Origin of the sequence: Gordonia sp. VNK1 (genome assembly GCF_040049135.1) — a bacterium.
Taxonomy (GTDB): Bacteria; Actinomycetota; Actinomycetes; order Mycobacteriales; family Mycobacteriaceae; genus Gordonia; species Gordonia oleivorans.
The window spans coordinates 252,453-275,870 of sequence record NZ_JBDZDJ010000003.1 but is presented as its reverse complement, the minus strand read 5'-3'; the positions used below and the strand labels follow the sequence as shown (position 1 = coordinate 275,870).

The following is a 23,418-nucleotide window of genomic DNA, read 5'->3' as shown; positions in this document are numbered from 1 at the left end:
TCCACAGTCAGATCGTGGAGCGGCCCGCGTCGTTGCGCTGTCCGAATCAGTCCGGAGCGTTTGCGGTGCGCTCGAGCCGGATGACGACGGCCTTGGACACCGGTGTGTTGGATTCCTCGGCCACCAGGTGCAGGGGGACGAGGGGATTGGTCTCCGGGTAGTAGCCGGCGGCATTGCCGCGCGGGGTGTCGTAGGCGACGACCTCGAAGTCGGTGACGCGTCGTTCCTCCGGTCCGTCGGGCCCGGCGAACTCCGACACGATGTCGACGTGATCACCGGCCGTCAGGCCGTGTGCGGCGATGTCGTCGGGATGGACCATGATCACGCGGCGATTGCCCTTGATGCCGCGGTAACGATCGTCGTGGCCGTACACCGTGGTGTTGTACTGGTCGTGGCTGCGCAGCGTCTGCAGGATCAGACGCCCCTCGGGGACCGGCACCCACCGCAGCGGATGGGCGGCGAGGTTGGCCCGGCCGGTGCCGGTGGCGAACTCCCGCGAATCCCTCGGCGGGTGCGGGAGCACGAATCCGTCCTTGGCGCGCACGCGGGTGTTGAAGTCGGTGAAGCCGGGGATGACCCGGGAGATGTGGTCGCGGATCACGTCGTAGTCGCGGGCCATGGCGGTCCAGTCGACGGGGTGATCCGTGCCGAAGGTCGCCGTCGCCAGATCGCAGACGATGCCGACCTCGCTGTGCAACAGCGGTGATGACGGTGTCAGAGATCCGCGGGACAGGTGTACCACCGACATCGAGTCCTCGACCGATACCTGTTGTGCCACACCGTCGACGATGTCCTTGTCGGTGCGGCCCAGGCTGGGCAGGATCAGTGCGGCGGTGCCGGTCGCGAGGTGGGACTCGTTGAGTTTGGTGCTCACCTGCACGGTCAGTCGGCAGCGGCCCAGTGCCTGTTCGGTGACCCGGGTGTCGGGGGCGGCGGCGACGAAGTTACCGCCCATCGCCATGAACACCCGCACCTCGCCGCGAACCATGGCGTCGATGGCGGCGACGGTGTCGTGGCCGTGCGCCCGGGGACTGGCGATGCCGAACTCCGCGTCGAGCGCGGCCAGGAATGTCTCCGGCATCTTCTCGTAGATGCCCATCGTGCGATCGCCCTGCACATTCGAGTGGCCGCGCACCGGGCAGACGCCGGCGCCGGGCTTGCCGATCATCCCGCGCAACAGCAGCATGTTGACGCCCTCGGCGATGGTCGCCACGCCGTGGCGTTGCTGGGTGAGGCCCATCGCCCAGCACAGCACCACCCGCTGCGACCGCGCGACCCGGGTGGCCAGGTCGCGGATCGTGGCATGGTCGAGTCCGGTGGCGGCGAGGATCTCATCGATGTCGACCGCGCCGAGCAGATCGAGATAGGACTGCACCCCGGCGCACCTGTCGCGCAGGAAATCGTGATCGAAAACCGTTCCGGGACTCTCGTTCTCGTCGTCGAGCAGCATCCGGCAGATGCCGCGGAACAGGGCCATGTCGCCGCCGATGCGGATCTGCAGGAAATCGTCGGCCAGCCGCACACCGTCGCCGACGACTCCGCTGGGACGCTGCGGATCCTTGAACCGCATCAGTCCGGCCTCCGGCAGCGGATTGATCGCGACGATGTGCGCGCCGCCCCGTTTGGCCTTCTCCAGCGTGGAGAGCATGCGCGGGTGATTGGTGCCCGGGTTCTGTCCCGCGACGATGATCAGGTCGGCGGTCTCGAGGTCGGGGACCGACACCGAGCCCTTGCCGATACCGATCGCCTCGGTCAGCGCGGTGCCGGACGACTCGTGGCACATGTTGGAGCAGTCGGGCATGTTGTTGGTGCCGAGGCTGCGGGCGAACAACTGATAGACGAAGGCGGCCTCGTTGCTGGTGCGTCCGGAGGTGTAGAAGACGGCCTGATCGGGGTGATCCATCGCGCGCAGTTCGTCGGCGATGATGTGGTTGGCCTCGTCCCAGCTCACCGGTCGGTAGTGGGTGTCGCCCGGCGCGAGGTACATCGGGTGGGTCAGCCGCCCCTGCTGGGACAGCCAGTACCCCGAGCGGGTGCGCAGGTCGTCGAGCGGATGCGCCGCGAAGAATTCCGGTGTCACCACCCGGCGGGTCGCCTCCTCGGCCACCGCCTTGGCGCCGTTCTCACAGAACTCGGCGTGCTTACGGTGCCCGGGGGTTTCCGGCCAGGCGCACCCGGGACAATCGAAACCGTTGCGCTGGTTCAATTTTGCCAGGGTGCGTGCGGTCCGCACAGTGCCCATCTGCTCGATGCCGCGACGCAGTGCCACCGCCACCGCGGGCACGCCCGCCGCATAGGTCTTGATGTGACCGACGTGGACGTCGGCGGGTTCGTCGACCGGCGTCGTTTCCCGATGATTCATCTGCTCATCTTCGCGTATTTGTGACCCGATATCGATCACACTGTGTGTCATGACGAACACCACACAGCAATCCCGACTCGCCGCCATCGTGCTCGCCGGGGGACGATCGCGGCGGATGGGAACGGACAAGGCCGCGTTGGACTGGGACGGCGAACCGATGCTGGCGCGAATCGTGCGGATCTCCTCGGAACGCTGCGAGCCGGTCTTCGTGGTCGCGGCGGAGTCGTCGTCGGCGTATCGGCTGTTGCACGGCACCGGCGGCCCGGAGGCCACCTGGGTCACCGACGAGGCGCCCGAGGCCGGTCCGGTGGGTGGCCTGGCCGTCGGGCTGGCCGCCGCCGCGGCCGCCGGCGCCGATCTGGCCTTCGTCTGCGCCACGGACATGCCGCTGATCTCGGCCCGGCTGATCGACGAGCTGTCCGGAGCGGTCGTCGACTCCGCCGACGCGGTGATCGCCCACGACACCGAACGTGATCACCCGATGGCCGGGGTGTATCGCACCTCGGCGGCGTCGAGGATCGCCGAGTTGGTGGCGACCGGGGAGAAACGGATGACCGCCGTGCTCGACGCGCTGGCGACCCGTCGGGTGAGTGTGTCCGATCCGGACTGGCTGACCAACGTGAATGCCCCCGAGGACCTGCACCGGCTGCGCGCGGCCTCCGGGATCTAGCGCCGGAGGCGTTCCCTAAGATTGTGGGGTGAGCACACCCGAATCCTCCCGCGAGCTGCCGAAGTCCTGGGACCCCGCCGAACACGAGGCGAAGCTGTATCAGGGGTGGGTCGACGCCGGCTACTTCACCGCCGACGCGGCAAGCGAGAAGCCCGCATTCTCGATCGTCATCCCGCCGCCCAACGTCAACGGTTCCCTGCACATGGGGCACGCCTACGAACACGTCCTGATGGACGCGTTGTCGCGGTGGCGGCGCATGCAGGGGTATGAGGTCCTCTGGCTGCCCGGCATGGATCATGCGGCGATCGCGATGCAGACGATGGTCGAACGCAAACTGGCCGACGAGGGACTGACCCGCGACGACCTGGGGCGCGAGAAGTTCATCGAACGGGTGTGGGCCGAGAAGGTGGAGATCGGCGGCAACATCGGCGAGCAGATGCGCCGCCTCGGTGACGGCGTCGACTGGAGCCGCGAACGCTTCACCATGGACGAGGGCCTCTCGCGGGCGGTGGCCACCGTCTTCAAGAAGATGTACGACGACGGGCTGATCTATCAGGCCGAACGCCTGGTCAACTGGTCGCCGGTGTTGCAGACCGCGGTCAGCGACATCGAGGTCAACTACGCCGACGTCGAGGGCGAACTGGTCAGCTTCCGTTACGGTTCGCTCGACGACGCGCAGCCGCACATCGTCGTCGCGACCACCCGACTGGAGACGATGCTCGGTGACACCGCGATCGCGGTGCACCCCGACGACGAGCGCTACGCCCACCTGGTGGGCACCGAACTCGAGCATCCCTTCGTCGACCGCAGCATCCCGATCGTGGCCGACGACTACGTCGACCCGGAGTTCGGTTCCGGCGCGGTCAAGATCACCCCGGCACACGACCCGAACGACTTCGCGCTCGGGCAGCGTCACAACCTGGCGATGCCCACGATCATGGACACCCAGGCCCGGATCGCGGGCACCGGGACACCGTTCGACGGCATGGACCGCTTCGAAGCGCGTGTGCGGATCCGGGAGGCGCTGGCCGAGCAGGGACGCATCGTCAAGGAGGTGCGGCCGTACCTGCACAGCGTCGGTCATTCCGAACGCACCGGCGAACCGATCGAGCCGCGTCTGTCGATGCAGTGGTGGGTCGATGTGTCCTCGCTGGCCAAGGCCGCCGGCGACGCGGTGCGCGACGGGTCGACCGTCATCCACCCGACGACCATGGAACCGCGGTGGTTCGCCTGGGTCGACGACATGCACGACTGGTGCATCTCGCGGCAGCTGTGGTGGGGTCACCGCATCCCGATCTGGTACGGACCCGAGGGCGAGGTGGTGTGCGTCGGTCCCGACGAGACGCCGCCGGCCGGCTACACCCAGGAGACCGACGTCCTCGACACGTGGTTCTCCTCCGGGCTGTGGCCGTTCTCCACGATGGGCTGGCCCGATCAGACCGCCGACCTCGAGAAGTTCTATCCCACATCGGTTCTCGTGACGGGCTACGACATCCTGTTCTTCTGGGTGGCGCGGATGATGATGTTCGGCACATACGTCGGCAAGGACCTCGGGCCCGGCAACGAGGTCCCCTTCCACAACCTCTTCCTGCACGGATTGGTGCGCGACGAGCACGGCCGGAAGATGAGCAAGTCCAAGGGCAACGGCATCGATCCGCTGGACTGGGTGGAACGCTTCGGCGCCGACGCGCTGCGGTTCACCCTGGCGCGCGGGGCGAATCCGGGCAGCGACATCTCGGTCGGCGAGGACCACGCGTCGTCGTCGCGTAACTTCGCGACCAAGCTGTTCAACGCCACCAAGTTCGCCCTGATGAACGGCGCCACCCTCGGCGAGGTCCCGTCGCCGGAGCAGCTGACCGTCGCCGATCGCTGGATCCTCACCCGGCTCGACGAGGTGCTCGCACAGGTGCAGGGCGGCCTCGAGTCCTTCGAGTTCTCCAAGGCGTGTGAGGCGCTGTATCACTTCGCCTGGGACGAGTTCTGCGACTGGTATCTCGAACTCGCCAAGGTCCAGTTCGCCGAGGGTGATGAGAGTCGCTCGCAGACAACACGTCTGGTGCTCGGGGGAGTGCTCGACCCGCTGCTGCGGGCGCTGAGCCCGGTGATGCCGTTCGTCACCGAGGTGCTGTGGACGGCGTTGACGGGAGGCGAGTCGGTGGTGATCGCGCCGTGGCCGCTGCCGTCGGAACGTGCGGCCGATGCCGCGGCCGCGGGCAGCGTCGAGGATCTGCAGAAGCTGATCACCGAGGTGCGCCGATTCCGCAGCGATCAGGGACTCAAACCCGGTCAGAAGGTGCCGGTGCGTTTCGATCATCTCGCCGAGTCGGGGCTCGAGCCGTTGACGCCCGCCATCGCCTCGCTGGCGCGACTGGAGGATCCGTCCGAGGCGTTCACCGCGACCGCGACGCTGGAGGTGCGCCTGTCGGCCGCCACCGTCGGCGTGCAGATCGACACGTCCGGAACCGTCGATGTGGCCGCCGAACGCAAACGCATCACCAAGGATCTCGCGGCGGCCGAGAAGGAACTGGCGCAGACCACGGCGAAACTGGGCAACGAGCAGTTCCTGTCGAAGGCGCCCGAGCCGGTCGTCGCCAAGATCAAGGCGCGGCAGGGGATCGCCACCGAAGAGGTGGAACGGTTGACCGCCAAACTCGCCTCGCTGGGAGGATCGTGAGCGACCGCAGGGACGACGCCGTCGACGATGACGGTCAGGAGATGGGGGCCGACGAACCCATCTTCACCGCCGAGGATCTCGCCGGTTTCGAGGATCCGGGTGCGATCGAACCGGACCGGATGGATCTGGCCTCGCTGCTGACCGACGACGACGCCGAGGGCTCCGACGTCGACGATCCCGACGCGCCGATCTTCCGGGTCGACAGCGCCTCGGATCTCGCCGAACTCGCCGACCTGGAGGCCGAACTCGACACCCGGTGGCCGGAGACGAAGATCGATCCGTCCCTCGCCCGGATCTCGACGCTGATGGATCTGCTGGGTTCGCCGCAGCACGCCTACCCGGCGATCCACGTGGCCGGAACCAACGGCAAGACGTCGGTGACCCGGATGATCGACGCGCTGCTGATCGCGCTGCACCGGCGCACCGGCCGCATCACCAGCCCGCACCTGCAGCGGGTCACCGAACGCATCGCCGTTGACGGACAACCGATCTCGGCGCGCGCCTACATCGACACCTACCATGATCTCGAGCCCTACATCACGATGGTCGACGATTCGTCGACGGCCGCCGACGGCCCGCGGATGAGCAAGTTCGAGGTGCTCACCGCGATCGCCTACGCCTACTTCGCCGAGGCGCCCATCGACGTGGCGGTGGTCGAGACCGGGATGGGTGGCCGCTGGGATGCGACCAACGTCGTCGACGCGACCGTCGCCGTCATCACGCCCATCGCCATGGACCATGCCGATTACCTCGGCGACACCCTCGCCGCGATCGCGGGGGAGAAGGCCGGAATCATCAAGCGCGGCAAGGACGATCTGGTACAGGTCGATCCGGTGGCGGTGATCGCGCCGCAGCAACCCGAGGTGATCGACGTCCTGCTGCGCGAGACCGTCGAGAAGGGAACCATTGTCGCCCGCCAGAATTCGGAGTTCGCCGTCCTCGAGTCGGTGACCGCCGTTGGCGGCCAACAACTCCGGATACAGGGCCTCGGTGGCGTGTACGACGAGGTGTTCCTGCCGCTGCACGGTGAACATCAGGCGGCCAACGCGGCGCTCGCGCTCGCGGCGGTGGAGGCGTTCTTCGGGGCCGGTCCCGATCGTCAACTCGACATCGACGCCGTGCGAGCGGGATTCGCGTCGGTGACCAGTCCCGGTCGCCTCGAACGGGTGCGCAGCGCGCCGAGTGTGTTCGTCGACGCCGCCCACAATCCGCACGGGGCACAGGCCTTGGCGCGGGCGCTGACCGACCAGTTCGATTTCCGCCGCCTCGTCGGCGTGATCGGCGTGCTCGGTGACAAGGACGCCGAGGGTCTGCTCAGTGCGCTCGAACCGATCCTCGATCAGGTGGTGGTGACCAACAACGGGTCGCCCCGCGCGCTCGACGCCGAGGACCTCGCCGAGATCGCCCGCGAGGTGTTCGGTGAGGACCGGGTGGTGGTGGAGCCGTTCCTGCCCGATGCGGTGGCCGCGGCCATCGGCCTCGCCGAGGAATCCGAGGGCGAACCGGTGTCCGGTGCGGGCGTCATCATCACCGGGTCGGTGGTCACCGCCGGTGCCGGACGAACCCTCTTCGGGAAGGAACCCTCGTGAATCAGGCCGACGAACACCCGGGTTTCACCGCTCCGGCCACCGACCCGTGGCGCGGTCTGCGTGGCGTGATGGCCGGAACGTTGATCCTGGAGGTCATCGTCATGGTGCTGACGTTCCCGGTGGTCGCGAAGATCGGGCCGGGACTGTCCTGGTTCTCCGGTGTCTACCTCGGTGTGGTCACGCTGTTGCTCATCCTCGCCGCCGGCATCCAGAAACGTTCCCGCGCCCTCGACATCGATCTCGGCCTGCAGGTGCTGGTGATCCTCGGCGGCTACTTCCACTGGTCGATCGCGATCGTCGGGGTCATCTTCCTGTTCGTGTGGATCTACATCCGCTACGTGCGCAACGACGTTGCCCGCCGGATGCGTGAGGGCCGACTGGCCGGGCAGGAGCCGATCGGCAACGCGTGAGGTGTGTACGCACCGCGACCGGATCGTGACCTGTTCGTGGCCCCCCGGGGACGCGACGGTGCCACACTGGCGGCCAGTGTGTCCGGGGACACGTGCGCGTCCGCCGCATGTCCGTGGCACATCGATTCCGATGCCGACACGAGACGTCGACATCGCACACTGACGTCAACCCGTGAGGAGCCGCGTGACCGTCGATCGACCCCGCACCCTGCCCATCAGCCGTTTCTCGACACGACTCCGGGCGGCGGCGCTGGCCGTCGGGGTCGGTGCGGCACTGGCATCGGCGCTGTCGGCGGGCACCGCGCACGCGGCACCGGTCGCACCCACCGAGACGACGCCGAGTTTCTCGGTTCTCGAGATTCCGCAGGCCGGTCCGCCGATGTCGGTGCCGGCCGGATCATTCGAGTACACCGCGACCCACTCGGTGACCAAGCAACTGTCGACGATGAGCATCCCGGAGGCGATCCTCGCCCTGCCGGTACCCGCCGATTACCGCCCGGCCAACGCCGCATTGGCCGCACGCCTCGATGTCGCGATGATGGCGGCGCTGGCCGACCCGCGGGGATGCCTGCAGATCATCGTCGATCCGCAACCCGACAGCGGCAACCTCTTCGATTACGGGGTGTACCCGATCTCCGGCGAGTACTGCCCCTGATCTGGTACGGCCCTGATCCGGTACTGGCCCTGATCCGGGCGGTCCCGATGGATACAGTGTCGGGGTGACTGAACGGACACTGGTACTGATCAAGCCCGATGGCGTCGCCCGATCGCTGGTCGGCGACGTCATCGCCCGCATCGAACGCAAGGGCCTGACCCTGGTCGCCCTCGAATTGACCCAGGTCAGCGACGAGGTGGCGCGTAAGCACTACGCCGAACACGAGGGCAAGCCCTTCTTCCCGTCGTTGCTGGAATTCATCACCTCGGGACCGCTGGTGGCCGCGGTCGTCGAGGGGCCCCGCGCGGTGGCCGCATGGCGGCAGATCGCCGGCGGCACCGACCCGGTGGAGAAGGCCGTCCCGGGAACAATTCGCGGCGACTTTGCGCTGACCACACAGAACAACCTCGTACACGGATCGGATTCCATCGAATCCGCGGAGCGCGAGATCGCGATCTGGTTCCCCGACCTCGACTCCTGAGGCGTTCGGCGGACGCCGACGACACCGGGCCGACGCGCATTGCGGCACACGTGTGCCGGCGTCGGCCCGTCGTGTGGGATACTTGGGAAGTTATCGCGGACACACTTTGCCCGCGTTGACGCCGATGACGAACGGAAAACGGGTCGGACCAGCACGAAACATCTTGTGCCCGCCCACCCGCCCTCCCCATCGAGGTGGTTCACCAGCGGTGATCCATTCACAGGCCACAGCCCATTCGATGGCGTGGAGGGTGGACCAGAGCTCATCACCCAGCAAGAGCGTCTTGCGGAGCCGGATTCCGGCACCGACGGGACGCGCAGACCACACAACACCGGCCGAAGGCCGGGACACAGGATGAGGCCCTCGCGTGGCCGCGTCGATACGACGCGCCCGGGGGCTCGAGGAGACACGAGTGACCGACAACGGGTCACCGGCTGACGCGAACGCTGCGTCGGATCCGGTGGAAGAATTTCCCAGCAAACTCCGTGTGCACGCGCTGGCGCGCGTACTCGGCGTGACAAGCCGCCAGGTCTTGGCCCACCTGGCAGAACTGGGCTCGCATACGCGCAGCCCACAATCGAGTATCGAACGCGACATGGCCGAGGCCGTCGCCCAGCGGGTTCGCGACCCCGAGGCCGCCGACGGCGCTCCCGAGCCGACCGACAACGCTCCCGACACCACTGACAGCGCTCCCGACACCGCTGACAGCGCTCAGTCGGACGTTGACAGCGCTCCCGAGGTCACTGACAGCGCTCCCGAGGCCACTGACAGCGCTCAGTCCGACGTTGACAGCGCTCCCGAGGCCACTGACAGCGCTCAGTCCGACGTTGTCAGCGCTCCTGAGGTCACTGACAGCGCTCAGTCCGACGTTGTCAGCGCTCCCGAGGTCACTGACAGCGCTCAGCCCGACGTTGACAGCGCTCCCGAGGTCACTGACAGCGCTCAGCCCGACGTTGACAGCGTTCCCGAGCCCGCCGCGATGACGTTGTTCTCGGCGGCCGACGCCGCCAGTCATGAGCCGGTTGTGGTGACCGAGGTGGCCGACGGCCCGCTGTTCCTGCAGCCGAGTGCTCCCGAGGCCACCGGCTCGGGTGGTTCGGGGCGTCGCCGGACCGCGAGTGCGCCGACCGAGAGCTGGTCGAAGACCGACACTTCACCGACGACCGACAGCTCACCGAAGACCGAATCGTCGGCCGATCAGGCCGACGCCGATGCCGATGCATCGTCCGACGACTCCGACGATGCCGGCTCGGGGGAGTCCGGTCGCAACCGTCGGCGGCGTCGCGGACGTCGAGGTCGCGGTCGCGGCCGTGGCGACCAGGGCGAACGGTCCGACTCGGGTGACGACTCGACGAGTTCGGAGGATTCCGACGACACCTCGGTCGCGGCGTCCGACGACGACGCGTCCGAGGACAACGCCGATGCCGCATCCGGTGGCGGCAAGAAGTCCAAGAAGGGCGACAAGAAGGGCAAGAAGTCCGACGCCAAGAAGGACGAGGCCGCGAAGGACGGGGCCACGAAGTCCGCCGCCACGAAGGACTCGGACACCGACGCGGCCGGGGCCGCCGAGGACACCGAGTCCGACGAGTCGACGGAATCCGACGACGATGATGCCGATGCGTCGGTGCCCACCTCCAAGCGCCGGCGTCGTCGTCGGCGTCGCAAGGGTGGTGGCGAGCCCGATGAGGCCTCGCCGGACGATCCGCCGAACACCGTCGTGCACGAACGGGAACCGCGCAGCAAGCGGGTCCGCGACGAGGTGCAGGGCATCTCCGGATCGACACGCCTCGAGGCGAAGCGTCAGCGACGCCGCGACGGACGTGACGCGGGCCGTCGCCGGCCGCCGATCCTGAGCGAATCGGAGTTCCTCGCCCGCCGCGAATCGGTCGAACGCGTCATGGTGGTGCGCGAACGCAGCGCCAACAGCGCGCTCACCGGATCCGATCACTCCGACCACTCGGTGATCGAGGACTACACCCAGGTCGCCGTGCTCGAGGACGGCGTGCTCGTCGAACACTTCGTCACCACCGAGACGTCGTCGTCGATGGTCGGCAACATCTACCTCGGCCGCGTGCAGAACGTGTTGCCCGGGATGGAGGCGGCGTTCGTCGACATCGGTCGCGGCCGCAACGGCGTCCTCTACGCCGGTGAGGTGAACTGGGATGCCGCGGGCCTCGACGGCGGTTCCCGCAAGATCGAACAGGCGTTGAAGCCCGGCGACAACGTCGTCGTGCAGGTCAGCAAGGATCCGGTGGGTCACAAGGGTGCCCGACTGACCACGCAGATCTCCCTCGCCGGTCGCTACCTGGTGTACGTACCGGGCGGATCGTCGACCGGCATCAGCCGCAAACTGCCCGACGTCGAGCGCAAGCGCCTCAAGCAGGTCCTCGCCAAGTTGGTGCCCGACGATGCCGGGGTGATCATCCGCACCGCCTCGGAGGGCGTCAGTGCCGAGGATCTCGGAACCGACATCGAGCGGCTGGAATCCAAGTGGAAGTCCATCGACGCCTCGGTCGCCGACGCGAAGAAGAGCAACGGCTCGGCCGGCCCCCGGGCACTGTACGAAGAGCCCGATCTGCTGGTGCGGGTGGTCCGCGACCTGTTCAACGAGGACTTCCGCAAGCTCGTGATCGAGGGCAACAAGGCCTGGAGTCTGGTCGAGGGCTACGTGCAGACCGTCGCGCCGGATCTGCTCGATCGGGTGGAGCGGTTCGAGCGGACGCACGCCGACGCCCCGGATTCCTTCACCGTGCATCGCATCGACGAGCAACTCGCCAAGGCGCTCGACCGCAAGGTGTGGTTGCCGTCGGGCGGCACGCTGATCATCGAGCACACCGAGGCGATGACCGTCATCGACGTCAACACCGGTAAGTTCACCGGCTCCGGTGGCAACCTCGAAGAGACCGTCACCCGCAACAATCTCGAGGCCGCCGAGGAGATCGTGCGGCAGATGCGGCTGCGTGACATCGGCGGCATGATCATCGTCGACTTCATCGACATGGTCCTCGAATCCAACCGCGACCTCGTGCTGCGACGACTCACCGAGTCGCTGGCGCGGGACCGCACCCGTCACCAGGTATCCGAGGTGACGTCGCTGGGCCTGGTTCAGATGACCCGTAAGCGGCTGGGAACCGGTCTGCTGGAAGCGTTTTCGACCACCTGCACGTCGTGCGGCGGTCGCGGTGTGATCGTGCATTCGTCGCCGGTCGAGGTGAAGACCGAGGACACCGGGCGAGGTGATACGTCCGGGTCCAAGCGGTCCCGCCGCGGCAAGCGCAAGAACGACCAGCCCGCCGAGACGCCCGCGAAGCCCGCACACAATCCCGCCGAACACCCGATGTTCCGCGCCATGGCGGCACACGCGCACGACGACGACGTCGAGCCGGTGTCGGTTGAGCAGAACGCCGACGACCAGACCCCGCCCGAGCACAACGCTGCCGACCGCGGCACCGACGCCGGCGTAACGACCGTTGCCGACGAGTCGCACGACGATGCGGTCGAGGTCGACGGCGCCGGTTCCGACGGCTCAGGAGGGGCGCCGCCCGCACCCACCGACACCCCGGAGGTCGAGGCAGCCGAGGTGCACACCAACGGTGCGAACGGCGCCGCATCGGGAACCCAGGCCGCTTCCGGGCAGCGGCGCCCGCGGCGCCGGGCCGCTCGTCGTGCGGCATCGCCGACGACGACGGAGGCGCCGACGATGATCCGCGCCGAGACGACGGCAGCACCGCTGACGACGTTCGGCCCGATCTCCACCTCGCCCACCGAGGCGGTCGTCGCGGTACGCCGACGCCCCCGTCGACGGGCCGCCGGACGCCCGGCCGGTCCGCCGGTGGAGGACTGACGCCGATCACGGGACACGGGGCCGGAGGTCGGGGTCGTCCACGCTCGTCGGAGCGAGTTTGACCTGACGTGACCGGCTCCCGTAACCTTGATTGGTCGCCTCTGGCGAAGGGTTCCAGCTGTGCGCGGTATCCATCCGGATGCACCGCGAACGGTGATCGGAGATCCTTCCCGGCAGGCCCTTCGGAGCGATCTGAGCGAATCCCCACCGCTGTGCGGGGTCTCGCACGGCCCGCACCGGACGCACACACCCACACACTCCGTGGCACGCGAACGCATGACACGGCCCGAGATGATGAACAAGAGGACAGCTTCGATGGCAACGTACGCGATCGTCAAGACCGGCGGTAAGCAGTACAAGGTCGCAGAGGGCGACATTGTGAAGGTCGAGAAGATCGACAGCGAGCCGGGCAGCACCGTCAGCCTGCCGGTGGCACTGGTCGTCGACGGTTCGACGCTGACCACCGATGCCGACAAGCTCGCCAAGATCTCCGTGACCGGCGAGGTCGTCGAGCACGTCAAGGGCCCGAAGATCCGTATCCATAAGTTCAAGAACAAGACCGGCTACCACAAGCGCCAGGGACACCGTCAGAAGCTGACGGTCCTCAAGGTCACCGGTATCAAGTAAAGCCAGGAGGACGAGACAATGGCACATAAGAAGGGCGCGTCCAGCTCGCGCAACGGTCGTGATTCCAACGCCCAGCGCCTCGGCGTGAAGCGCTTCGGTGGTCAGCAGGTCAGCGCGGGCGAGATCCTGATCCGCCAGCGCGGCACCAAGTTCCACCCCGGCGTCAACGTCGGACGCGGTGGCGACGACACCCTGTTCGCCCTCGAGGCGGGTGCGGTCGAGTTCGGCACCAAGCGCGGCCGCAAGACCGTGAACATCGTTCCGGAAACCGCTCAGGCCTGACCGAGCGGTTCACCAGAACCACCAGAGCTCTTTTCGACAGGGCGGGCAGGGGCATACGCACCCGGCCCGCTCTGTTGTCGTTTGTGGGTCGTGCCGATGGCACGGCTGTTTGTTTGAGACGTCCGTCCCGGTAGGGGAGTTCGTCAACGGAAGGAAGTCCTCATGTCGCGGTTCGTCGACCGGGTGACCATTCACGTCGCCGCCGGCAACGGCGGACACGGCTGTTCGTCGGTGCACCGGGAGAAGTTCAAGCCCCTGGGCGGACCGGACGGCGGCAACGGCGGCAACGGGGGATCGGTGCGCCTCGTGGTCGACCCGCAGGTGCACACGCTCCTGGACTTCCACTTCCGCCCGCACGCCAAGGCGAGCAACGGACGGCCCGGCATGGGTGACAACCGGGACGGCGCGACCGGTGACGATCTGGTGTTGGCGGTCCCCGACGGGACCGTGGTGCTCGACGGCAACGGGACGATCCTGGCCGATCTGGTCGGGGAGGGAACGACGTTCGAGGCCGCTCAGGGTGGCCGCGGCGGCCTGGGCAACGCCTCGTTGGCGTCGAAGGCCCGCAAGGCGCCGGGTTTCGCGTTGCTCGGTGAAGAAGGACAGCATCGCGACCTCGTCCTCGAACTGAAGTCGGTCGCCGACGTCGGACTCGTCGGTTTCCCGTCGGCGGGCAAATCGTCTCTGGTGTCGGTGCTGTCGGCCGCCAAGCCGAAGATCGCGGACTATCCGTTCACCACGCTGGCACCGAATCTCGGTGTGGTGCAGTCGGCCGGCGACGTGTTCACCATCGCCGACGTACCGGGCCTCATCCCCGGAGCGTCCACCGGACGCGGACTGGGCCTGGAGTTCCTGCGTCATCTCGAGCGGTGCGCGGTGCTCGCCCACGTCGTCGATTGCGCGACACTGGAACCCGGGCGTGACCCGATCTCCGACATCGATGCCCTCGAGGCCGAGTTGGCGGCCTATCGTCCCGCTCTCGACGCCGATCACGGACTCGGTGATCTCGCCGAACGTCCGCGCGTGGTGATCCTCAACAAGATCGACGTCCCGGACGCCGCCGAACTCGCGGACCTGGTGGAACCCGAACTGGTACAACGCGGTTGGCCGGTGTTCCGGATCTCGGCGGTGACCCATCAGGGACTGAGGGAACTGACCAATGCCCTGGCGCGGATGGTTGCGGACTACCGTGAAGCCCATCCGAAACCCGCGGCCCGGCGAACGGTCATCCGGCCCAAGGCGATCGACGAGGCGCAGTTCAGTGTCGAGCCGGATCCGTCCATCCCCGGCGGCTTCATCGTGCGGGGTACGCGACCCGAGCGGTGGATCGCGCAGACCCAGTTCGACAACGACGAGGCCGTCGGCTACCTCGCCGACCGACTCAACCGTCTCGGCGTCGAGGACGAATTGACCCGTCTGGGAGCCGAACCCGGTGCCTCGGTGACGATCGGCGACATGACCTTCGACTGGGAGCCGTCCACCCCGATGGGTGAGGACGTCCCGATCACCGGTCGTGGTACCGACGTGCGACTCGACCGTTCCGAACGGATCGGCGCCGCCGAACGCAAGCAGGCCCGCCGCCTGCGGCGCGGACTCGTCGACGATGACGACAGCGACGAATGAGCGGCGACGAATGAACGGCGACGAATGAGCGGCGACGAATGAGCGGCGAGGAATGAACGGCGAGAGTGCAGTGAGCGATCAGGCATGAGCGATGTCCGTGACACGATCACCCATGCGCGCAGCCTCGTCGTCAAGATCGGCTCGTCGGCGCTGACCGACCTCGGCACCGGACTCGACACGGCACGTCTGGATCGGCTCGCCGACGCACTGGAAGCGCGGATGCGATCGGGCTCGGATGTGATCGTGGTGTCCTCGGGTGCCATCGGTGCCGGTATCGCCCCGCTGGGCCTGAAGAAGCGACCGACCGATCTGGCCACCAAACAGGCCGCGGCCAGCGTCGGTCAACTCGTCCTCGCACACGCCTGGGGCACCTCGTTCCATCGATACGGACGCACCGTCGGACAGGTGTTGCTGACCGCATCCGACATCTCCAACCGCGCCCATCACGCGAACGCCCAACGCACCCTGGACCGGCTGCGTTCGTTGGGGGCGGTGGCCATCGTCAACGAGAACGACACGGTGGCGACCAACGAGATCCGCTTCGGCGACAACGACCGCCTCGCCGCGCTGGTGGCCCACCTCGCCGGTGCCGACGCCCTCGTCCTGCTGTCCGATGTCGACGGCCTCTACGACGGTGACCCGCGCAAGGTCGGCCCGAACGGCCATGTCGCACAATTCATCTCCGAGGTCAACGGGCCCGACGATCTCGACGGGGTGATCGCCGGTTCGGGCGGGGCGCTGGGCACCGGTGGGATGGCATCCAAGCTCGCGGCGGCGCGATTGGCCGCCGATGGTGGCGTCCCGGTGCTGCTGGCCGCCGCGGCCGATGCCGCCCAGGCGTTGAGTTCGGCATCGGTGGGTACCGTCTTCGCGCCGCGTCCCGAACGTCTCTCGGCGCGGCGATTCTGGGTGCGGCACGCCGCCGATGCGCACGGTCAGATCGTCATCGACGACGGTGCGGTGGCCGCGGTGTCCCATCGTCGCCGGTCGTTGCTGGCCGCCGGAGTGGTCGGGGTGCGGGGCGGCTTCTCCGACGGGGACGTCGTCGAACTCGTCGGCACGTCGGGGCGGGTGTGTGCGCGTGGCGTGTCGTCGTATGACGCCGACGACGTCGCGGCCATGGTGGGCCGCTCCACCTCGGAACTGCCGGTGGAGTTGTCCCGGCCGGTCGTGCACGCCGACGATCTGGTGACCGTCTGACGTTCGGTCCGGGTCAGGGTGCGTCGAGATCGGCCGCCGCGGAGTCGGCGGCGAGTGCGGGCAGGACAACGCCGCAGTAGTGGTCGATCTTGAGGTCGGCGATGTCGTCGGCGCGGGTGGCGCCCCGGTTCACCACGATCAGCAACTTACCGGTGCGTCGCGCATACCGGGCGAAGCGCAGACCGCTCATCACGGTGAGCGAAGAACCCACGACCAACAGGGCGTCACTGTCATCGACGAGTGAGAATGACTGTGCCACAGCACTCTTCGTCGCATTCTCACCGAAGTACACGATATCGGGTTTGAGGATTCCGCCGCAGCGCGGGCAGTCGGCGACGACGAAATCGCCGGTGTGCTCGACGGTCATGTCGGCGTCGGGGGCCACCTCGATGGCGCCACGACCCAGAACCCGGTCGGCGAAACCGGGATTCAGCGATTCCAGACGTTCGGCGAGCCGGTGCCGCGAGGTGATGGCGCCGCAGCGCAGGCAACGTACCCGGCCGTAACAGCCGTGCAGTTCGATGACGCGCCGCGTGCCGGCCTTGGTGTGCAGCATGTCGACGTTCTGGGTGATGATCCCGGTCAGCCGGCCCGCGGCCTGCAGATCGGTGAGCGCCCGGTGGGCCGCATTGGGACGCGCGGCGTCCATGTGGCGCCAGCCGAGATGGTTTCGGGCCCAGTAGTGTTGCCGGAACTGCGGCGACGATCGGAACATCTGCGCGGTCATCGGCGTGCGGACCGGGGCGCCGGGACTGCGATAGTCGGGAATCCCGGAATCGGTCGAGATGCCGGCCCCGGTGAGCGCGCAGATCCGCGCACCGTCGGTCAACGCACGAAGCCGCTCGATCCGGATGTCGATATCCGGATCGAGCGGCGTCTGTTCGGCCGGGGTCCAGCCGATCTGTAGGCGGGTGCGCACGTGATCCAGGGTATCGGCGCGCACGCGTCGAGGTGGCCGGGCGGCTCAGGCCTCGACCGGCTCCGCGTGCCGACCCTCGGGTTGTTCGGGCACTGTGACCAGGGGATACACCCCGTTCTCGTCGTGCACCTCGGTCCCCACCACGGGCGGATTGAACACGCACAGCATCCGCATCTGCGTGTCGGCGGTGACGGTGTGCCGCTCGTGCCCGTTGAGCAGATACATCGTGCCGGGGGCGAGCGGGTAGGTCTGCCCCGTCTCGCGGTCGAGGAGCGTGCCGGTGCCCTCCACCAGCCACACCGCCTCGATGTGGTTGGCGTAGTGGAACTCGTTGACGCTGCCGGCGTTGATGGTGGTCTCGTGGAAGGAGAAACCGACCCCGTCTCCGCCGAGCACGATGCGCTTGGACACCCAATTGCCCTTGGGGTCGGCGACATCTCGGTCGGTTCCGGTGATCTCGTCAGTGGTACGGACGATCATGCGAGTACCTCCTCGGTGGCATCGGCGAGGATTCCCAGACCGCGGTCGAGATCCTCGGGCGAAATGGTCAGGGGCGGGAGCAGTTTGACGACCTCGTCGGACGGTCCGGAGGTCTCGGTGAGCAGTCCGGCGCCGAAGGCGGTGGCGCACACCTTGCCGGCGTTGGCGGGCTCGTCGAAGACGAGTCCTCGAACCATACCCCGGCCGCGGGTCGACACGCCCTCGTGCCGGGTCGCGAGGGTGGTGAGCACCTCGTCGATCTGGCGGCCCTTGATGTGCACGTCACGCGACAGCGCGTCGTCGGACCAGTAGTGCTCGATGGCCCGCGTTGCGGTGATGAAGGCCGGGTTGTTGCCGCGGAAGGTGCCGTTGTGTTCGCCGGGTGACCACACGTCGAGGTCACGGCGGATCAGGGTGAGTGCCAACGGTAGGCCGTATCCACTGATCGACTTCGACAACGTGACGATGTCCGGGGTGATCCCGGCCTCCTCGAACGAGAAGAACTCGCCGGTGCGGCCGCAGCCCATCTGCACGTCGTCGACGATGAGCAGGATGTCGCGGCGGGCACACAGGTCTGCCAGGGCGCGCAGCCACTCCGCACGGGCGACGTTGACGCCACCCTCACCCTGCACGGTCTCGACGATGACGGCGGCCGGCAGGTTGAGGCCGCTGCCGGAGTCGTCGAGGACCCGCTCGAACCAGCTGAAGTCCTCGACGGCGCCGCCGAGGTAGTTGTCGAACGGCATCGGGGTGGCGTGCACCAGCGGAATGCCCGCACCGGCCCGCTTCATCGAGTTGCCGGTCACCGACAGGGAACCCAGCGTCATGCCGTGGAAGGCGTTGGTGAAACTGACGATCGACTCACGGCCGGTGACCTTGCGGGCCAGCTTGAGGGCGGCTTCGACGGCGTTGGTCCCGGTGGGGCCGGGGAACTGGACCTTGTAGTCGAGACCGCGCGGGGTCAGGATCTTGTCGGCGAACGTCTCCAGGAACCGGCCCTTGGCCGCGGTGGCCATGTCGAGTCCGTGGGTGATGCCGTCCTCGTTGATGTAGTCGAGGAGTGCGGACTTGAGGACCGGATTGTTGTGACCGTAATTCAGCGATCCGGCGCCGGCGAAGAAATCCAGATAGCGATCGCCGTCGGTGTTGGTGAGCCACGATCCGCGGGCCCGGCCGAATACCGTCGGCCAATTGCGGCAATAGCTGCGGACCTCGGATTCGTGCTGGGTGAAGACCGAATCGTCAATCGTTGTATCGAACATACTCATGAACAAACCTCCGATAGGTGAAAAATCGTGGGTAATGACGCACGGCCGCGTCCCGGGTCGTGCCCCATGCGCGATGGAATACCAACGAGCGCAAGGGATACGGACGCGCATGCGACGGAATCGCATGCGGCACTACGGTGCCGCCTGTGCCGAACCGTGCCACTTCACCGGCGGGCGGACGATCGCAGTGCGAGCCCGGTCGAAACTGCTCGCTGAGCGCCGTCACACCGTGCGCTCCCTCAACACCGTGCGTTGAGCTCGTCAAGCCGCTCGTTGAGCTCCGTCACACCGCTCGTTGAGCTCCGTCGAAACGTCAGTCCTGAAAGTCCCTCAGGGTTCCGGGATCTCGGGTTCCAGCAGGTAGAGATCCTCGGGCTCGTGGGCGTCGGGGAAGTCCGTCGCGGCGAAGAGATCGCGCCGGTCGAACCGAAGGCCGCGGGCCGCTGCCACGGACGCGAAAAGCCGTTGGGAGGCAACGTTATCCGGGCTGATGGTGGTGTGCATCGCGACGATGCCACGTTCTGCGGTGCGATCGAAGAGGCGATGCAGCATCGCGGCGGCGATGCCGTGGCCGCGATGGTCGTCGTCGACGGCGACCTGCCACACCATCAGGGTCGACGGGTCCGACGGTCGGCGGTAGCCGGTGACGAATCCGACTGCGCGGCCGTCGACTTCGGCAACGATGGACGTCTCTGCGAAATCGGAGCACCACAGTACGTAGGCGTAACTCGAGTTGACGTCGAGGACGCGGGAATCGCGGGCGATCTCCCAGAGCCGGGTTCCGTCGGTCACCGTCGGAATGCGGTAGTCGAGAGTGAGTGTGTTGGATGGGGCCGTTCTTATGTGGGACGGGCTCATGACGGATCCGACGTTAACAATGTGTGTCGTCGGATTCACCCACCGACGGAAATCGGTCACGGAATGACCCACCAATTCCCAGTTCAGCGGGCACATGTGAGGCCAGTCACATCGGGGGATCTGCAGGGCGGCAGAGCGGGGTCGCACGGGCGCGCTGGGCTCCCCTTCGTCGGCGCGGCCCTGGGGCACAATGGCGGGGTGACCCGCATCATTGCCGGCCGGTTCGGTGGACGCCGACTCAAGGTCCCCGACGACGGCACCCGACCGACCTCGGACCGGGTGCGAGAAGCACTGTTCAGCATGCTCGCCGCCCGCATCGACCTCGACGGCGCCCACGTCCTCGATCTGTACGCCGGATCGGGTGCCCTCGGCATCGAGGCCCTGTCGAGGGGTGCAGCGACGGCGACCTTCGTCGATGCACGCCGCAAGGCGAGCGGTGTCATCACGGCGAACGTCGCGGCGCTGGGCCTCGCCCCCGATGCGCAGGTCGTCACCTCGTCGGTGTCGACCTTCCTGGCCGGCTCGCCCTCACAGCCGTTCGATCTCGTCTTCAGCGACCCGCCGTATGCCATCGACCCGGCTGAGATCGAGGACGACCTCGCGCGACTCGGTGAGCGGTGGGTGTCCGCCGATGCATTGATCATTCTCGAACGTGCCCGGCGGACGTCGGTGAGCTGGCCGGAGGACCTCGAGGTGATCCTGACGAAGATGTACGGGGACACCGCCGTCGACGTGGGCATGCGACGGTGGGCCGCAGGGGACGGGTAGGTTCAACGGTCATGACCAGTGCGGTGATCCCCGGCTCCTTCGATCCCTTCACACGTGGGCACCGTTATGTGGTGGAGCGCGCCGCGAGGTGTTTCGACGAACTCGTCGTCACCGTCGTGGTGAATCCGAACAAACGGGGACTGTTCACCGTCGACGAGCGCCTCGAACTCATCGCCGAGGACTGTGCCGATCTGCCCAATGTGCGGGTGGACCGGTGGACCGGCTTGCTGGTGGACTACCTGCGGGAGAACTCGATCCATTCGATCGTGAAGGGTCTGCGGTCGGCGGTCGACTTCGATTACGAACTGCCGATGGCCCAGATGAACCGCGACCTGGCCGACGTCGAGACGATCTTTCTGCTGACCGATCCGCGCTACGCGCATGTGTCGAGTTCGTTGGTGAAAGAGGTCGCGAAACTGGGCGGTGACGTCTCGCCGTTCCTGTCGGCCCATATCCATCAGCGTCTCCTCGCCGAGATCGCGGGCGAGCGGCGGGTCTGATCGGCCGCTCGTTCGGCACGAGATCTTCACCTCTGCACAGAGAAAAACTCTCGCGGGTGCAAACCCGACATCGAAACATCCTCGCGCAGTAGCGTTCTGACCACGGTGATGAGCGTCAGCGTCAAGCCCTGGCTTGCTGGCCGGCAACCCTCGCGTCGCGGTGGGGTGCTCCAGGTGACAACCGGATCGGTATCGGACCGATAAGCGCGATGGCCACCGTGTGGCCGGAAGAGGTTGTATTGATGTTGCTGGATGTGTCATGCCGTTCGACGTCGTTGTCGACGAGACCACAGGGTTCGGCGGGCCGGAGATGACGGCATCTCGGGGCCGCGATGCGGGCTCGGTGGCGCTGACGGAGTCGCCGCAGGCCCGCGATGATCACCCGACCGTGCCGGTCGATGTACCCGCGCCGCCGTCGCGTGATCCGGTGATACCGCTGCGTCATCCGGGGCGGTGGATGCTCACGGCAGTGGTCGCCGTGATCGCCGCGCAGATCGTCCACGGGCTGATCACCAACCCGTTCTTCCAGTGGGATCGCTTCGCGTACTGGTTCTTTCGTCCGGTCGTGATCGAGGGACTCTGGGTAACCCTCGAGGTGGCGGCCTACAGTGCGGTTCTCGGGTTGCTCGGGGGTATCGTCCTGGCCCTCATGCGCCTGTCGCGGAGTCCCGTTCTGGCAGCGGTCAGTTGGATCTACGTGTGGGTGTTCCGATCCATTCCGCTGATCGTGCTGCTGCTGATCTTGTACAACTTCGGTGCGCTGTATGAGTCGCTGAGTCTGGGAATTCCGTTCGGGCCCGGGTTCTTTCACTTCTCCGAGGCCGATCTGGCGACTCCGCTGATCATCGCGATCGTCGGGATCAGCCTGCACGAATCGGCCTTCGCCGCCGAGATCGTGCGGGGCGGAGTGCTGTCGGTGGACGCCGGCCAGCACGACGCTGCCGCGGCACTGGGATTGCCGCGCCACTATCACTTTCTCCGCATCACCCTTCCTCAGGCGTTGCGCACCATCGTCCCGTCCTATGTGAACCTCCTGATCGGTCTGATCAAGGCGACGTCGCTGGTCTATTACGTGTCGCTGCTGGATCTGTTCGGGGTCGTCTCCACCCAGAGTTCCACTTACTCCGGCGACGTGGTGCCGCTGCTCCTCGTCGCGACAGTCTGGTACATCGTCCTGACCAGCATCGTGTCGGTCGCACAGTTCTATGTCGAGCGATACTTCGCGCGTGGTGCGGTTCGGACCCTACCGCCGACACCGCTGCAGCGACTGCGGATGACCGCGGCGACACTCAGCCGGCAATCGAGGTGGACATCATGAACGCGGCATCGGGAGTCGGCATCGACGCCGCGGACCTGGCTGGCGTCACCGGCGCCGGTGCTCGGGTCGAGGTGCGCAACGCCCATCGCTGGTACGGAAACCTCCATGTTCTGAAGGGAATCGATCTCACGGTCGAACCCGGTCGGGTCGCGGCGATCCTCGGCCCGTCCGGGTCGGGAAAGTCCACCTTGCTGCGTACGATCAATCATCTCGACCGCCTCGACGCCGGACATGTGAGCATCGGGGGAGAGTTGATCGGCGTGCGCCGCGTCGGGGGTGGGCGTCTCAAGGAGCTGCCGGAGCGGGTCATCCTGCGTCAGCGACGTGACGTCGGCTTCGTCTTCCAGAACTTCAACCTCTTCGCCAATCTCACCGCCCTGGACAACGTTGCTGCGGCGCCCACGGCGAGCGGAGTGTTGTCGCGTGCCGCAGCGGTGGCGCGGGCCCGTGACCTCCTCGACCGAGTCGGGTTGTCCGACAAGGCCGATGCCTATCCGCGGCAACTGTCCGGCGGTCAGCAGCAACGTGTGGCGATTGCGCGTGCTCTTGCGCTCGAGCCGCGAGTGTTGCTGTTCGACGAGCCGACCTCGGCACTCGACCCCGAACTGGTCGGCGACGTGCTCTCGGTGATCGCTGATCTCGCGGCCACTGGTACCACGATGCTCATCGTGACCCATGAGATCGGCTTCGCGCGTCAGGTCGCCGACTCGGTGATCTTCATCGATCACGGCGAGATCATCGAACAGGGCACGCCGGACCAGGTCCTCGATCATCCGTCGCACCCACGGACACAGGACTTCCTGCGCCGCGTCCTCTGACGCACGCCCGGTAACACCATCCGGCGCACGTGGCCGGAGACGATTCATCGCCGCTCGGGAGTCCGTCGGCCA

The 23,418-nt window shown here is 67.2% G+C and carries 20 protein-coding genes and 1 riboswitch; of the genes, 15 read left to right on the top strand and 5 right to left on the bottom strand.

The genetic code is table 11. From position 1 onward, the window contains the following. Nucleotides 1-46: 46 nt before the first annotated feature. Complete coding sequence (locus ABLE94_RS05150) at nucleotides 47-2,362, bottom strand: FdhF/YdeP family oxidoreductase (protein ID WP_348808187.1); 2,316 nt, start codon at nucleotides 2,360-2,362, stop codon at nucleotides 47-49. 49 nt (nucleotides 2,363-2,411) lie between these two features. Here ABLE94_RS05150 and mobA point away from each other — a divergent pair, with 49 nt between their 5' ends. The 11 genes from mobA (at nucleotide 2,412) to proB (ending at nucleotide 16,417) form a co-directional block, all read left to right on the top strand. Continuing rightward, entirely contained in the window at nucleotides 2,412-3,032 is a 621-nt protein-coding gene (gene mobA / locus ABLE94_RS05145) for a molybdenum cofactor guanylyltransferase (RefSeq protein WP_348808186.1), read from the top strand. A 28-nt stretch (nucleotides 3,033-3,060) separates the two neighbouring features. Then, complete coding sequence (locus ABLE94_RS05140; protein WP_348808185.1) at nucleotides 3,061-5,706, top strand: valine--tRNA ligase; 2,646 nt, start codon at nucleotides 3,061-3,063, stop codon at nucleotides 5,704-5,706. Between the two features lie 41 nt (nucleotides 5,707-5,747). Further along, a complete protein-coding gene (gene folC, locus ABLE94_RS05135; protein ID WP_348808270.1) occupies nucleotides 5,748-7,295 on the top strand; it encodes a bifunctional tetrahydrofolate synthase/dihydrofolate synthase in 1,548 nt (515 codons plus the stop codon). Between the two features lie 68 nt (nucleotides 7,296-7,363). Beyond that, complete coding sequence (locus tag ABLE94_RS05130; RefSeq protein WP_348803900.1) at nucleotides 7,364-7,705, top strand: DUF4233 domain-containing protein; 342 nt, start codon at nucleotides 7,364-7,366, stop codon at nucleotides 7,703-7,705. Nucleotides 7,706-7,889: 184 nt separating this feature from the next. Continuing rightward, entirely contained in the window at nucleotides 7,890-8,360 is a 471-nt protein-coding gene (locus tag ABLE94_RS05125) for a hypothetical protein (protein ID WP_348803361.1), read from the top strand. A gap of 64 nt (nucleotides 8,361-8,424) precedes the next feature. Beyond that, nucleotides 8,425-8,841, top strand: coding sequence for a nucleoside-diphosphate kinase (gene ndk / locus ABLE94_RS05120; protein WP_348808184.1), 417 nt, complete (start codon nucleotides 8,425-8,427; stop codon nucleotides 8,839-8,841). A 412-nt stretch (nucleotides 8,842-9,253) separates the two neighbouring features. After that, nucleotides 9,254-12,685: a translation initiation factor IF-2 N-terminal domain-containing protein gene (locus tag ABLE94_RS05115; RefSeq protein WP_348808183.1), complete on the top strand. Its 3,432-nt coding sequence runs from the start codon at nucleotides 9,254-9,256 to the stop codon at nucleotides 12,683-12,685. A 315-nt stretch (nucleotides 12,686-13,000) separates the two neighbouring features. Beyond that, nucleotides 13,001-13,312 (top strand): 50S ribosomal protein L21, encoded by a 312-nt coding sequence (gene rplU / locus ABLE94_RS05110; protein WP_348803364.1) that lies wholly within the window; start codon nucleotides 13,001-13,003, stop codon nucleotides 13,310-13,312. Between the two features lie 18 nt (nucleotides 13,313-13,330). Beyond that, nucleotides 13,331-13,594 carry a 50S ribosomal protein L27 gene (gene rpmA / locus ABLE94_RS05105; protein ID WP_348808182.1) on the top strand — a complete coding sequence of 88 codons (264 nt, stop codon included), beginning with the start codon at nucleotides 13,331-13,333 and terminating at the stop codon, nucleotides 13,592-13,594. 162 nt (nucleotides 13,595-13,756) lie between these two features. Further along, nucleotides 13,757-15,217, top strand: coding sequence for a GTPase ObgE (gene obgE / locus ABLE94_RS05100; protein ID WP_348808181.1), 1,461 nt, complete (start codon nucleotides 13,757-13,759; stop codon nucleotides 15,215-15,217). Between the two features lie 84 nt (nucleotides 15,218-15,301). After that, nucleotides 15,302-16,417 (top strand): glutamate 5-kinase, encoded by a 1,116-nt coding sequence (gene proB / locus ABLE94_RS05095; protein ID WP_348803367.1) that lies wholly within the window; start codon nucleotides 15,302-15,304, stop codon nucleotides 16,415-16,417. A gap of 13 nt (nucleotides 16,418-16,430) precedes the next feature. Here proB and ABLE94_RS05090 read toward each other — a convergent pair whose 3' ends face one another. The 4 genes from ABLE94_RS05090 to ectA form a co-directional block, all read right to left on the bottom strand. After that, nucleotides 16,431-17,336 carry a Sir2 family NAD-dependent protein deacetylase gene (locus ABLE94_RS05090; RefSeq protein ID WP_348803368.1) on the bottom strand — a complete coding sequence of 302 codons (906 nt, stop codon included), beginning with the start codon at nucleotides 17,334-17,336 and terminating at the stop codon, nucleotides 16,431-16,433. A gap of 45 nt (nucleotides 17,337-17,381) precedes the next feature. After that, complete coding sequence (locus ABLE94_RS05085) at nucleotides 17,382-17,816, bottom strand: ectoine synthase (protein WP_348803369.1); 435 nt, start codon at nucleotides 17,814-17,816, stop codon at nucleotides 17,382-17,384. Then, nucleotides 17,813-19,084: a diaminobutyrate--2-oxoglutarate transaminase gene (ectB, locus tag ABLE94_RS05080; protein WP_348803371.1), complete on the bottom strand. Its 1,272-nt coding sequence runs from the start codon at nucleotides 19,082-19,084 to the stop codon at nucleotides 17,813-17,815. Before ectB ends, ABLE94_RS05085 begins: the two co-directional genes overlap by 4 nt. Nucleotides 19,085-19,414: 330 nt before the next feature. After that, on the bottom strand, nucleotides 19,415-19,942 hold the full coding sequence (gene ectA, locus ABLE94_RS05075) for a diaminobutyrate acetyltransferase (RefSeq protein ID WP_348803372.1): 528 nt from the start codon (nucleotides 19,940-19,942) through the stop codon (nucleotides 19,415-19,417). Between the two features lie 198 nt (nucleotides 19,943-20,140). On the opposite strand from ectA, the gene rsmD reads away from it, so the two are divergent. The 4 genes from rsmD (at nucleotide 20,141) to ABLE94_RS05055 (ending at nucleotide 23,346) form a co-directional block, all read left to right on the top strand. Then, the gene (gene rsmD / locus ABLE94_RS05070) at nucleotides 20,141-20,710 is read left to right on the top strand and encodes a 16S rRNA (guanine(966)-N(2))-methyltransferase RsmD (protein WP_348803374.1); all 570 of its coding nucleotides are present in this window, start codon (nucleotides 20,141-20,143) and stop codon (nucleotides 20,708-20,710) included. 11 nt (nucleotides 20,711-20,721) lie between these two features. After that, nucleotides 20,722-21,210, top strand: coding sequence for a pantetheine-phosphate adenylyltransferase (gene coaD / locus ABLE94_RS05065; RefSeq protein ID WP_348803375.1), 489 nt, complete (start codon nucleotides 20,722-20,724; stop codon nucleotides 21,208-21,210). 104 nt (nucleotides 21,211-21,314) lie between these two features. Next, nucleotides 21,315-21,423, top strand: a riboswitch (SAM riboswitch). Nucleotides 21,424-21,469: 46 nt separating this feature from the next. Further along, on the top strand, nucleotides 21,470-22,528 hold the full coding sequence (locus ABLE94_RS05060; protein WP_348803376.1) for an amino acid ABC transporter permease: 1,059 nt from the start codon (nucleotides 21,470-21,472) through the stop codon (nucleotides 22,526-22,528). Then, nucleotides 22,525-23,346: an amino acid ABC transporter ATP-binding protein gene (locus tag ABLE94_RS05055; protein WP_348803377.1), complete on the top strand. Its 822-nt coding sequence runs from the start codon at nucleotides 22,525-22,527 to the stop codon at nucleotides 23,344-23,346. Before ABLE94_RS05060 ends, ABLE94_RS05055 begins: the two co-directional genes overlap by 4 nt. Nucleotides 23,347-23,418 lie beyond the last annotated feature (72 nt).